The 12,451-nt window shown below is 45.5% G+C and carries 10 protein-coding genes and 2 tRNA genes; 6 read left to right on the forward strand and 6 right to left on the reverse strand.

Translation table 11 applies throughout. From position 1 onward, the window contains the following. Window positions 1–137 precede the first annotated feature (137 nt). The 6 genes from SALWKB2_RS03300 to tsaB form a co-directional block, all read right to left on the reverse strand. A tRNA-Asp gene (locus SALWKB2_RS03300) sits at window positions 138–214 on the reverse strand. Window positions 215–246: 32 nt separating this feature from the next. Further along, window positions 247–322 (reverse strand) — tRNA-Val (locus SALWKB2_RS03305). A gap of 65 nt (window positions 323–387) precedes the next feature. After that, window positions 388–2,361 carry a monovalent cation:proton antiporter family protein gene (locus SALWKB2_RS03310; RefSeq protein WP_180297650.1) on the reverse strand — a complete coding sequence of 658 codons (1,974 nt, stop codon included), beginning with the start codon at window positions 2,359–2,361 and terminating at the stop codon, window positions 388–390. A gap of 99 nt (window positions 2,362–2,460) precedes the next feature. Then, window positions 2,461–3,327 (reverse strand): uracil-DNA glycosylase, encoded by an 867-nt coding sequence (locus tag SALWKB2_RS11585; protein ID WP_025330266.1) that lies wholly within the window; start codon window positions 3,325–3,327, stop codon window positions 2,461–2,463. Continuing rightward, on the reverse strand, window positions 3,321–3,752 hold the full coding sequence (gene rimI, locus SALWKB2_RS03320; protein WP_025330267.1) for a ribosomal protein S18-alanine N-acetyltransferase: 432 nt from the start codon (window positions 3,750–3,752) through the stop codon (window positions 3,321–3,323). The genes SALWKB2_RS11585 and rimI overlap by 7 nt, the downstream gene beginning before the upstream one ends. Next, window positions 3,749–4,432 carry a tRNA (adenosine(37)-N6)-threonylcarbamoyltransferase complex dimerization subunit type 1 TsaB gene (tsaB, locus tag SALWKB2_RS03325; RefSeq protein WP_025330268.1) on the reverse strand — a complete coding sequence of 228 codons (684 nt, stop codon included), beginning with the start codon at window positions 4,430–4,432 and terminating at the stop codon, window positions 3,749–3,751. Before tsaB ends, rimI begins: the two co-directional genes overlap by 4 nt. Window positions 4,433–4,693: 261 nt before the next feature. Between tsaB and gluQRS the strand changes: the two genes are divergently transcribed. From gluQRS to cydX, 6 genes are all read left to right on the forward strand, one after another. After that, window positions 4,694–5,587 carry a tRNA glutamyl-Q(34) synthetase GluQRS gene (gene gluQRS / locus SALWKB2_RS03330; protein ID WP_025330269.1) on the forward strand — a complete coding sequence of 298 codons (894 nt, stop codon included), beginning with the start codon at window positions 4,694–4,696 and terminating at the stop codon, window positions 5,585–5,587. 38 nt (window positions 5,588–5,625) lie between these two features. Next, a complete protein-coding gene (gene cydD / locus SALWKB2_RS03335) occupies window positions 5,626–7,329 on the forward strand; it encodes a thiol reductant ABC exporter subunit CydD (protein ID WP_158500015.1) in 1,704 nt (567 codons plus the stop codon). Then, on the forward strand, window positions 7,326–8,981 hold the full coding sequence (locus tag SALWKB2_RS03340; RefSeq protein WP_025330271.1) for an amino acid ABC transporter ATP-binding/permease protein: 1,656 nt from the start codon (window positions 7,326–7,328) through the stop codon (window positions 8,979–8,981). Before cydD ends, SALWKB2_RS03340 begins: the two co-directional genes overlap by 4 nt. A gap of 378 nt (window positions 8,982–9,359) precedes the next feature. Next, entirely contained in the window at window positions 9,360–10,904 is a 1,545-nt protein-coding gene (locus SALWKB2_RS03345) for a cytochrome ubiquinol oxidase subunit I (protein WP_025330272.1), read from the forward strand. A 9-nt stretch (window positions 10,905–10,913) separates the two neighbouring features. After that, the gene (gene cydB, locus SALWKB2_RS03350; RefSeq protein WP_025330273.1) at window positions 10,914–12,062 is read left to right on the forward strand and encodes a cytochrome d ubiquinol oxidase subunit II; all 1,149 of its coding nucleotides are present in this window, start codon (window positions 10,914–10,916) and stop codon (window positions 12,060–12,062) included. Window positions 12,063–12,126: 64 nt separating this feature from the next. After that, a complete protein-coding gene (gene cydX, locus SALWKB2_RS11835; RefSeq protein WP_025330274.1) occupies window positions 12,127–12,246 on the forward strand; it encodes a cytochrome bd-I oxidase subunit CydX in 120 nt (39 codons plus the stop codon). Window positions 12,247–12,451 lie beyond the last annotated feature (205 nt).

Consider the following 12,451-nt stretch of genomic DNA (forward strand, 5'->3'; position numbering starts at 1 on the left):
GTCTGATTAAAGGATATCTGTTCTATAAGGATTATGTATTTGAATATTCGGGTTTGACGTAATAGGTTGTCTGAAAAATGTTTGTATATAATGAATAATAAAAAAGCACAGCTTATGCTGTGCTTTTTTATTTAATTTGGCGCGGCGGACGGGGCTCGAACCCGCGACCCCCGGCGTGACAGGCCGGTACTCTAACCAACTGAGCTACCACCGCGCAAGTTTTATGCAACGCATAAAACAGAAAACTGGTGGGTGATGACGGAGTCGAACCGCCGACATTCTGCTTGTAAGGCAGACGCTCTACCAACTGAGCTAATCACCCCTGCTTGGGAAAGACGCTATTAAACCAGATATGCCGTTCGCTGGCAAGTACTAGTTATGAAAAAATTAGTTCGTTCCCTGTAGTGACCAGTTTTCAAAAAGAATTACTTTGTCTCTGGGACCAAGTACAACCAGGGTATCTGCATTTTTAAAACGGAATTCAGAGTCAAATTTGCGTAATTGATGAGCATTGCGGCGTACTGAGAGCAGTTTTACTTTCAATTTGTCCAGCGGAAGGTCGTCTACACTTTTACCTACCAGAAAAGCATCTGGCGGCAGAGTGAAAGCCTGACGGAAATAATGGATATTCTCATCAGAGACGGTGTCATCACTACCGGCAAATAAACCTTCAAGTGCCTGATAACGGTTTTGACGAATACGCTGCATGATTTGATAGACTTCATCAAACGGTTTGCCTGAGCTTAATAATGCCTGACTGGCGAGTGTAAGGCTGGATTCTTTTTCATCAGAAACGATGTCGTCTGCCCCCATATTGGTTAGCACAGGAATGTTGTCGTCGTTGGTAACGCGCACAATTACCGGCATGGTAGGGGCAATCAGCATAATATTATTGAGAATATGCTTAGCCTCTGTCATGTTGTTGATGGTAATCAGTACGGTATTGGCACGTTTTAATCCGGCTGCCTGTAATACTTCCTGCCGTTTGGCATCACCGAAGGTGACCGGTTCACCGGCAGCTTTGGCTGTGGCAACCCGTTCAGCATCCAGATCAATGGCATAGTAGGGTGTATCCTCCTGTTGCAGGATACGGGCAATGCTCTGACCGCAGCGGCCGAAACCGATAATGAGGATATGGTCAGATTTACTCATGGTATCTACCAGTATGCTCTGTAAATCAACTGCCTGTTCGTCCCAGCTGCGTTTAACCAGCAGTTTGTTGATTTTATCTGCACTTCGCATAATAAAGGGTGCCAGTATCATGGAAAGCAGAATAGCGGCTATGGCTGCCTGTTGCAGCTCAAGAGAAATGAGTTTTAATGCGCCGCTAATGGCCAGCATAACAAAGCCGAATTCACCGCCCTGAGCGAGATACAAAGCTGTTTTAATGCTGTCGCCGGTATTTTCTTTCATGTAGCGGCTAATGCCAAATAGTACCGCTGCTTTTAGAATAATTAGCAGTGCTCCCAGTATCAGTATTATTAACCAGCTTGATTGTAAAACTTGTATATTCAGTTTCATGCCGATAGTAATGAAGAAGAAGCCGAGCAGAATGTCCCGGAAGGGGCGAATGTCATCTTCTACCTGATAGCGGTATTCGGTTTCTGATATCAGCATACCGGCAACAAAGGCACCCAGTGCCAGTGACAGACCGGCCAGCTGAGTAAGATAAGCAACTCCGAGAGTGACCAGTAAAACGTTAATCATGAAGAGTTCGCTGGATTTGGTGCGGGCAATCAGACGGAACCACATAGGCATGATTTTACTGCCGACCACCAGCAGCAGACCTAAGGCAAGTGCCATGGTAAGCAGGGCTTTGCCCATTTGCAGGATCAGACCGTCACTGCTGTGAGCAAGAGCAGGTAATAAAATCATCAATGGAACGACGGCAATATCCTGCATCAGCAGTACGCCCATAATCATGTGGCCGTAATGCTGTCCCAGTTCGTTTTTTTCTACCATAATGCGGCTGACAATAGCCGTCGAAGACATAGTCATGGCTGCGGCGAGGGTAAACGCCCATGTCAGCTGAATACGCATGGCTGCAAACAGGATAAAAAGTATCAACAGGGTAAGTGCGACCTGTAATCCGCCTAAACCAAGCACCAGCCTGCGCATGGCCTTAAGTTTGCCGATGGAAAACTCAAGCCCGATGCTGAACATAAGAAAAGTAATGCCGATTTCTCCGATAAATTCGGTGGCATGACTCTGATTAATTAAATGCAGCCAGCCAGGACCGGCTATGAAGCCAACTACCAGGTAGCCTAGCATGGCGGGAATGTGTAAACGTCGGCAGATGATAGAGGCCAAAACAGCCACCAAAAGAATCATCACGACAGGGCCAAGAGAAATATGCATAATATATTGATTTTATTTAATTAAAATTTTATTATCATATTTTAACATAGATGTTTTGGCTTGTGCGGACTTATACCTTATAAAGATACATTTTTTAACAGATTATTGTAAGAAATTGCGCAATTGTTTAAGTGCTGTCCATGCATTGGCTTTTAAATGGCTTTGACGCAATAATCGTGCAGGGTGGGGCGATATTACGTAAGGAATATTGTGCAGATTGTGTGCCAGTATTGTCTGGTCGAGCTGGCTGAATATCTGCCCGAGCAGCAGAATAGCCTGAGGCCGGATATGTTCGATCTGAGCATTCAGATAAGGCAAACAGGCTTGCAGATGCTCATCAGTAATACGCAGGCTGACATTAGGCGCACACTTCACCTGACTGGTAAAAAAAACTTCTTCAGCAGTAATATTGATGGCTGCCAGCATATTGCTGAGCAATTTGCCGACTTCTCCGCTGAAAAGCTGCCTGCTGCTGTCGTCTGGCGGTGCAGGATTAGAGCTGATAACCAGAAGCCGTGCATTGCTTGCACCATATCCCGGAAGTGGAGTGCAGCGCTCCTGATGCAAATTGCAGCGGGTGCATGCGGCCAGTGTTGCCGGAATCGATTCGAAACTGATATTTAATTTGTCACTTGTGGTAATGGGGCTGATTTTGCTAGTGTTATCTTCTTTGGTAATCTGTGTTACAGATTCAGTTGCCGGCTGATTGATAATTTGCCGAAGTGCGTCACGATGCCGGTTGGCTGGCTGAGTTGCAGTAATATCAGCCGGCGACGTCTGGTGAGAAGTTCTCACTGGTTGTGAACGGACAGAATTGTCCGGAACAGAGCGCGCAACAGGCCGGGTATCGTTTTTTACTGGCGTATTTGTTTCTGTAATTTCGGAAGGTATCAGATAAGCAGTTTGTGATAACCACATGGGGCCGAGACCCAGCGCTTCGTGCAGATAAAGATAGCGGCTGTCTAGCATGGTTTTTCCATTAATACAGCATCATCACCATTCTGGTAATAATTTTTACGTATGCCACAGGATACAAAACCATTGTTTGTATACAGTTGCAGTGCACCGGAATTGCCGGCACGCACTTCAAGCAATATCCGATTCAGATGCTGTTGCTTTGCATGCTGGAATAAATGTTCCAGTAATTGTTGTGCATAACCCTGCCGTCTGAAATCAGGATGGGTGTCAAGCAAATGAATTTCGGCTTCCCCCGGCAGTTTTTGCCAGACCAGCATGCTGACAATTCCATGCACAGGCAGGTCGATTACCCATACAGGCTGTGGTGCATAAACGGTATTGGCCAGTTGTGTTGCTGACCATGGCGCCGGATTACACTGTTTTTCAAGCTCATGCAGAGCGGCGACATCAGCGAGAGTGGCGGCACGGATATTCATGCTATCTGACTCGCAGTTCGTCTGGCAGCCTGTTCGGCAGCTGTCAGAGCAATTTTATTGCGGACATAATGCAGGCTGGCATGAGCAGCATCAGTTGCTTTGTAACGACCGGATAAGGCCAGTTGCACATACTCCTGAGCTCCGGGCATAAGATTCTGCCCTGATACGGGTAAATTGATATTCAGCCCGTAAGCATTACCGATACCTGTAGCCTGATGCTGACCGGCCGGCAGACAGATGCTTTCGGCAGTACCCACCAGATAATCACTCAGACGTTTATGATTATGGGTGTCATACCATGCATAGAATAGTTCGTTCATACGTGCGTCTGTTGCGGCCAGTACGCAAGGCTGATCCGGTGCAAGAGCAGCTACAGCATCCAGACAGGGAATGCCAATCAGTGGCAGACTGAATGGCAATGCTAAACCAGTAGCTACACCCAGACCAATGCGTAATCCGGTGAAAGCACCGGGGCCTTGTGCGTAAATGATGGCATCCAGCTGAGACAGTATCAGTCCGGATTCTGCCAGTAACTGCTGTATACGCGGTAATATCAGTTCAGACTGTTTTGCACCGGCTGCTTCGCAGATGCTGTCAGTATGTCCGTTGTGATGCAGTCCCAGTGACAGATAACTGGTGCTGGTATCGATTACAAGCAGACGTGAATCATTGCTAATCATGATGTGTTAATGTATTCGGATAAATTGAATTATACCGTTTTATGCCTTTATTTTTTAGGTTAAATATTGTGCCAGAGTAAAGTTATAGGTAAGGGTAATAAATGCTATTTTTGGGTAATTTTTTGATAAATAATTGTTTATATTCTAGATTTAGTGATTAATTATCACGGCTGGTTTGTACTTTTTCGGGTGTGATGTTAAGTTATATTAGCTGTGCCGGCTGTGAAATTGAATTAAGAATGGAAGTTGTTTGTGGATGAGTTGTATGTAGGGCGTTTTGCCCCCAGCCCTACCGGTTTGTTGCATATTGGTTCGCTGCTTACTGCGGTAGCTTCTTATCTGGATGCGCGCAGCCGGCAAGGACGCTGGCTTGTGCGGATGGAAGATCTGGATCCGCCACGTGAAATGCCGGGTGCGGCAGCAGCTATTTTATCTGCACTGGAAGCTTTTGAACTGCACTGGGATGGTGAAGTTGTTTATCAGAGCAAGCGTCATCACCTTTATGCTGCAGCTCTGGCGCGATTGAAAGCGCAAGAACTGGTGTATCCGTGCTTTTGCAGCCGAAAAACGATACAGGCTGAAGCACAGGGCATGGGTACGGATGGTTTTATTTATGCCGGACATTGTGCATCTTTGAATGCAGATATGTCTGTCTGTTCAGAGAAAATGCCGGCATGGCGTTTGCGAACTGGTACAGATATAACCGGTTTTACGGATGCAATACAAGGTTATAAGCAACAGTGTTTATCCAGAGATGTGGGCGATTTTGTTTTGTTGCGGGCAGATGGTTTCTGGGCTTATCAACTGGCGGTCGTAGTTGATGATGCGGATCAGGGAATCAATCATGTAGTACGCGGTCAGGATTTGTTATTATCTACCCCCCGTCAGATTTATTTACAGCAGTTACTGGGTTTTTCACATCCTGCTTATGCTCATTTACCGTTGCTGACTAATACGCTGGGACAAAAATGGTCAAAACAGACACAGGCACCTGCATTAGATTTGCGCCGGCGTGAAACTTTACTGCGACAGGTTCTCACTTATCTCGGGCAGCCGCAGGCACCAGAGGTGGATAGTCTGTCTGATTTGCTGAGCTGGGCGGTGCAGCACTGGCAGCTTACGCGTGTTTCACCACAGGCAATTGCAACAAATTAATGCTGATAGAAAATTTTAGACAACGAGGGAGAAAAGGGTTGGTTCGAAGTAACTTACATGCATCTGCTCCGCGATTTTATCTGCGCTTATGGCAAAAACAACAACACCGCTCATACCGGCTGGCATGGGTGCTGATGGTTACCGCAGCCGTATTAATTATTGTACAGAGTGCTCTACTGGCTAACCTTTTTGCTTTGTGGCTTAATAGAGAGAATGTAACTGAGACTTTATTCCAGTTTTTACCTTATCTATTAATCTGCTGGCTGTTGCGGCCGTTACTGAACTATTTTAAAGACCGGTTGCTATTACGGGCAAGTGTGGCAATCAGATTACAGTTGCGCAGTCAGTTGATGAAAGCACTGGCATTACTGGGACCTGAGCGCAGCCAGTATGGCAGTGATGGAGCTCTGTCTACAATGGTTCTGGAACAGGTAGATGCTCTGGATGGATATTTAAGCCGTTATGTTCTGCAACAGCAACTTGCAGTACTGATGCCGGTACTGATTGCTGCGGCTACCTGTTTTTATAGTCCATTTGCTGCTGCACTATTATTGCTGACTGCGCCACTGGTTCCGATTTTTATGATTTTGCTCGGACAGGCGGCAGCACGTAAAAATCGTGCGCAGTTTTCAGCACTGGCGGCTTTAAGCGGACGTTTTCTGGATTTGCTGCGGGGTCTGCCCACGTTACGTCGTTTAGGTGCTCAGTTGCAGGCACAGAAGACTATTGATGCCGCTGCTGAGTCTTATCGGGTGCGAACAATGGCGGTATTACGGCTGGCATTTCTGTCTACAGCCGTTCTGGAACTGTTTGCTTCGCTGGCGATCGCACTGGTGGCTGTGTATCTGGGTCTCGGACTGCTGGGTGTATTGCCCTGGGCAAACGGACAAATACCGGTACCTTATCAGGGGGCATTATTTATTTTATTGCTGGCGCCGGAATTTTATGCACCATTGCGTCAGCTTGGTGCTGATTATCATGATAAAGCTAAGGCAGAGGCAGCAGCCGAGACATTAATGCCACTATATAAAGTGGTCGAAAATATTCCTGCTGTTTCTGAAGAAGTTGATTTTGTATTGCAAACACCTCCCAGTTTGCGTGCAGATTATCTGGTGGTATACGGACGTGATGAACGTATCCGTCTACCGCAATTCAGTTTTTGTATAGAAGCCGGAGAACGTGTTCTGCTCAGAGGAGCGAGTGGGAGTGGAAAATCCAGTCTGCTGCAGGCCTTACTGGGGTTTGCTCCTTACTCTGGTACTTTATGGATTAATCAGCATAATTATGCTGAATTAAATTTACCGCTATTACGGCAGTCGGTGGCTTATCTGGCACAGACGCCACCAATATTGTCACTATCAGTTGCCGAAAATTTGCGGCTGGCCAGCCCGGATGCTACGGATGAAGAATTGCAGCAGGTACTGCAACAAGTAGGACTATGGGTATTAATTCAGCGTTTACCTCATCAAATGGATACACAACTGGGTGAGCGTGGTCGTGGAATGTCCGGCGGACAGCTACAACGACTGGCGCTGGCACAAATGCTGTTACGAAAAGCACCGTTATGGCTGCTGGATGAACCAACCGCTCATCTGGATGCGCAAACAGCATCGGAAATTATGCAGTTGCTGGCGCAGCTGAGTATCGGTAAAACGGTGATACTCGTTAGTCATGATATTAGTTTTGCCGGATGGGTTGATAGGGAAATCATGCTGACTGACCGGCAGGAGCAATTACGATGAAGCGTTATCATTTGTTATGGTCACAACAGCAGCTGAAACTGTCTAATTTATTGCTGAGTCGCAAGAGTGCCTGGTTACTGGCATGGTTATTAGGGCAGGTAACAGCTATAGCCAGTATCGGACTGCTGGCTCTGTCCGGCTGGTTTATTACTGCTGCCGGGTTGGCCGGAATAATAAGTCTGGCAACAGCTTACACCTTTAACTATTTTACTCCGGCAGGGGTGATCCGTTTGCTGGCGATTGTGCGTACCGCGGGGCGCTATGGTGAGCGTCTTGGTTCACATGATGCAGTACTGGGTCTTCTGGCTGATTTACGCAGCGGGCTGTTTTCTCGTCTGGCTACAGGTAAACAGCAGCAACAGAACGCTCTGCGGCAGATGCATTCTTTACTGAGTGATATTGAATTGCTGAATAACTGGCCGCTTAATGTTGTATTGCCATGGTTATGGGCATTATTCATGTTGCTGGGCATTCTGGGGCTAACTTTAATTGTGGCCGGCAGCAAACTGACATTGTATCTGTCTATTCCATTATTTCTGGCAACTGTCGTGATTCCGGCATTGGCTGCACTGTACGGACAAAACTGGGGCAAACAGCAGGCAGGATTGGCTGAAAAGCGGCGTACAGCTTTATTGCAACCGCTTGAAGCAATAACAGCTTTGTTGCAATGGCAGCAATGGTCACGCTTTGCAACGGTTTTTCATGCCGAAGATCAATATTATGTCTCTGGCCAGTTGCATCAGCAGCAACTGGCAGGAAGAGTAGTATTGTTACAGCAGGTATTGATGGCTGCAGCAGTGGCTGTTTTGTTATGGTTGGGAAGTGAGCGTTTCGGTGGTGATGCAAACCTTTCAGTAGCCATGTTGCTGGCGCTGGTGCTGGCTGTATTTGGTTTTACAGAACTGGTGCTGGTACTGGGTATGAATATGATGACCTATGGTCTGTGTCAGGCTGCATGCATACGTCTTAATGCAATTACGCCCGCACTGACTGTTGAAGAATCAGATAAAAAGCCTTTACCGGCACAACTGCATTTACAGGCGCGTGCATTACAGGCACGCTGGCCGGATGCGCTGAACGGAGCGGAAAATGTCAGTTTTGATTTGGTTAACGGTAATATTTTGTTGCTGCAAGGAGCATCTGGTGCCGGGAAATCAACTTTGCTGGCAGTATTAGCGGGGGAACTGGAACCAGCAGCAGGGCAATTGTGTTGTAATCAGCAACCGTTTTCAGCATGGCAGTGGCAGGGAGAGGTGGGTTATCTGGCTCAGCAACTGGATATATTTGATTTAACTCTGGCTGAGAATCTGCGTTTGGGTAAAGCTGATGCTACTGAGGATGAGTTGTGGTCAGTACTTTCCAGCGTCGGGCTGGCTGTATGGGCTGAAAATCAGCCCCAGCTTCTGGAGACACGTCTGGGAGAATATGGAGCAGCTGTGTCAGGAGGGCAGGCACGTCGTATTGCTTTGGCACGTTTACTGCTGCGTCCTTATAAAATACTGATACTGGATGAACCGTTTGCCGGTATTGATGAGCAGGCACAGGCAGAGCTGGCTTCTGTGCTGCAACAGCATCAGCGGCAAGGTATTCTGATTGTAGCAAGCCATCAGACTAATCCGTGGTCTGAGGCTCAGATTTTGCAAATAAATTGAATAAATTCTGAATAAATTTTTAGCTGATTTACTTTTCTGGCAGCCATTTTGTGGCTGCCTTTATTTGATCTAGATCAAAAAAATAACTAATAACAAATTTTAACAAAGACATTGTATTATAATTTCTAAATATATATTTTTAGCATTTATAATGTAAAAGTAAAATATATAATATTTTTAACAATAGAAGTTTAGTTTATTTTTAATTTTACATATTTAATGTAAACTTAAATAACTATATTTATTTGTTAAATTTATGCATTAGTTTAATATTTTCGATTTGTATAGTATATTAAATTCTATTAAATTGAAATATTTATCAATGCCGGTTTAAAGATAAATATAATTTTTATTAATATAAATTACAGGAACAAAGCCATGGATTTAGTGGAACTGTCAAGGCTGCAGTTTGCGCTGGTCGCGCTTTATCATTTTTTGTTTGTACCGCTAACATTGGGGATAGTATGGATTCTGGTAATAATGGAATCCACTTATGTGTTAACCGGTAAGCAGATATATAAAGATATGACGCGATTCTGGGGCAAATTGTTCGGCATCAATTTTGCTCTGGGTGTAACTACCGGTATAACAATGGAATTCCAGTTTGGTACCAACTGGTCATATTATTCGCATTATGTGGGGGATATTTTTGGTGCGCCATTGGCTATTGAAGCGCTGATGGCATTTTTTCTGGAATCCACTTTTGTAGGCCTGTTCTTTTTTGGCTGGGAAAGACTGAGCCGGCCTGGCCATCTGTTAGTCACCATCCTTATGGCGCTTGGTTCCAATCTGTCTGCATTGTGGATTCTGGTAGCCAATGGCTGGATGCAGGATCCGGTAGGGGCGCATTTCAATTTTGAATCAATGCGTATGGAAATGACCAGTTTTACTGAAATTTTCCTGAATGAAGTAGCGCAGAATAAATTTGTACATACAGTCTCTGCCGGTTATGTAACTGCTGCGGTTTTCGTGATGTCTATTTCTGCCTGGTATATGCTGAAACGTCAGGATGTCGAATTTGCCAAGAAAAGCTTTCGTATTGCCGTAGCTTTTGGTGTAGCTTCAATTCTGTCAGTTATTATCCTGGGTGATGAATCCGGTTATACCGTGGGAAAATCACAGCAAACCAAAATGGCGACACTGGAAGCTATGTGGGAAACAGAACCGGCTCCGGCTTCGTTTAATCTGATTGCTCTGCCAAATGAGCAGAAAATGGAAAATGATTTCGCTATCGAAATTCCATGGGTAATGGGTTTAATCGGTACCCGGTCACTGGATAAACAGATCCCGGGAATCAAGGAAATCATTGCTGAGAATACGGATCGTATTCGCAATGGCCGGGAAGCTGTGATTGCGCTGGAAACATTGCGTAAAGACCGTACAGATGCACAAGCACAGGCTGCCATGAAAAAATATGGCGATGATCTGGGCTTTGGCTTACTGCTTAAATCCTATGTGCCGGATGTACGTCAGGCTACTGAATCTGATATCGCACATGCAGCCCGGGAAACAATTCCGCGTGTCGCTCCGATGTTCTGGAGTTTCCGCATCATGGTATTGTGTGGCTGTCTGCTGCTGTTGCTGATGGTTGTAGCATTTTATACTTCGGTTAGAAATAATTTTGCAGATAAACGCTGGTTGCTTAAATGGGTGTTCTGGAGTTTACCATTGCCCTGGCTGGCCTGTGAGGCAGGATGGTTTGTTGCAGAGTATGGACGCCAGCCATGGACAGTATATGGTGTGCTACCGACTAATCTTTCGGCTTCTTCGCTGACGGCTGCTAGTCTCTGGGGATCAATTTTCGGTTTTGTAACACTGTACACAATCTTATTAATTGTGGAAGTGTATCTGATGGTGCGGTTTTCCCGTCAGGGCCCGGGTTCACTGGGTACAGGGCGTTATGCTAATGAAGCAGAACATTAGGAGTAGACCATGGAATTCTTGGATTATTCGGTATTAAAATTCATTTGGTGGTTGTTGCTGGGTGTTCTGCTGATTGGCTTTGCCATTATGGACGGGCAGGATATGGGGGCAGGTTGTCTGCTTCCGTTTGTTGGCAGAAACGATAACGAGCGCCGTGTCATTATTAATTCAATAGCCCCGCACTGGGATGGTAATCAGGTATGGTTTCTTACTGGTGGTGGTGCTATTTTTGCAGCATGGCCATATGCTTATGCGACAGCATTTTCTGGCTTTTACTGGGCAATGATGGCTGTGCTGTGGGCAATGTTTTTCCGTCCGGTAGGATTTGACTATCGCAGTAAAATCAATAATGCCCGCTGGCGTACTACCTGGGACTGGTTACTGTTTGTCGGCAGTTTCGTTCCACCGCTGATTTTCGGTGTGGCTTTTGGTAATCTGCTACTGGGAGTGCCATTTCATTTTGATGATGATTTGCGTTCTTTCTATACTGGCTCATTCTGGGCTTTGCTCAATCCTTTCAGTTTGTTGTGTGGTGTGGTATCGGCTGCAATGATTACCTTTCATGGTGCGATTTATCTGGCATTGCGCACAGATGAACAGGTAAGACAACGTGCACTGCGTGCCAGCACAATTGCTCTGATTGTTGTGGTAATCGCATTCTCACTGGCCGGTATCTGGGTCAATATGGGAATTAATGGTTACAGCATGGTTGAAGGAAGTTATTTGCCCGGAGCTTCACCTGATCCGCTGAATAAACAGGTGGTCAGTGCTACTGGTGCATGGATGAATAACTATCAGCAATATCCACTGCTGTTAGTGATACCAGTACTGGCTTATGTTGGTTTTATAGTGGCATGGCTTCTGGCAAAAGGCGGGAAGAATTTTGTAGCATTCTGGTTTTCAGCATTGGGTCTTGGCGGCGTAATCAGTACCGCTGGTGTATCCATGTTCCCCTTTATCATGCCCTCAAACACAGATTTGCGCTCCAGCCTGACGGTATGGGATGCTAGTTCGAGTGAATTTACTCTTAAAGTTATGCTGGTGGTGGCATTAATTTTCGTGCCGCTGATGTTGTGTTATACCAGCTGGTGTTATCGGGTGATGCGCGGTAAGGTAACTACCGACATGATTCGCAAGAACGACCATAGCCTGTATTAAATTCGGCTTAGTCTGCCGCTGGTATTTTAGCCGGCAGACAAGCCAGTAAAACAAGGAGTATTTTATGTGGTATTTCGCCTGGTGTTTAGGTATTGGTTTTGCCATACTGCTTGGAGTAGTAAATGCATTATGGGGTGAATATCAGCAAGACAGAGATAAGCTGGATCAGCAATCACAACAATGAAATAGCGTATGCCAATCCGATACATTCTGTTACTGAATTAATTAATTTTAAAAAAGTTCCTTTGGTTTGCTGTATACCAGTTTGCTTGGTATACAGCTTTTTCTTTTATACTAAGGTTAATACAAAGATAACAATTATATTTATTGAAATGATTTGTTCATTATTGTTTGATTTACAGTAAATTTGATGTATTTTGCTGGAAAGT

The sequence above is a fragment of the Snodgrassella alvi wkB2 genome (assembly GCF_000600005.1).
Lineage (GTDB): Bacteria > Pseudomonadota > Gammaproteobacteria > Burkholderiales > Neisseriaceae > Snodgrassella > Snodgrassella alvi.

Excerpts from the sequence above, each read along its gene's own strand:
- SALWKB2_RS11585 (WP_025330266.1), bottom strand. The coding sequence starts at position 3,327 with ATGCTAGACAGCCGCTATCTTTATCTGCACGAAGCGCTGGGTCTCGGC.
- rimI (WP_025330267.1), bottom strand. The coding sequence starts at position 3,752 with ATGAATATCCGTGCCGCCACTCTCGCTGATGTCGCCGCTCTGCATGAG.
- tsaB (WP_025330268.1), bottom strand. The coding sequence starts at position 4,432 with ATGATTAGCAATGATTCACGTCTGCTTGTAATCGATACCAGCACCAGT.
- SALWKB2_RS03340 (WP_025330271.1), top strand. The coding sequence starts at position 7,326 with ATGAAGCGTTATCATTTGTTATGGTCACAACAGCAGCTGAAACTGTCT.
- SALWKB2_RS03345 (WP_025330272.1), top strand. The coding sequence starts at position 9,360 with ATGGATTTAGTGGAACTGTCAAGGCTGCAGTTTGCGCTGGTCGCGCTT.
- cydB (WP_025330273.1), top strand. The coding sequence starts at position 10,914 with ATGGAATTCTTGGATTATTCGGTATTAAAATTCATTTGGTGGTTGTTG.
- cydX (WP_025330274.1), top strand. The coding sequence starts at position 12,127 with ATGTGGTATTTCGCCTGGTGTTTAGGTATTGGTTTTGCCATACTGCTT.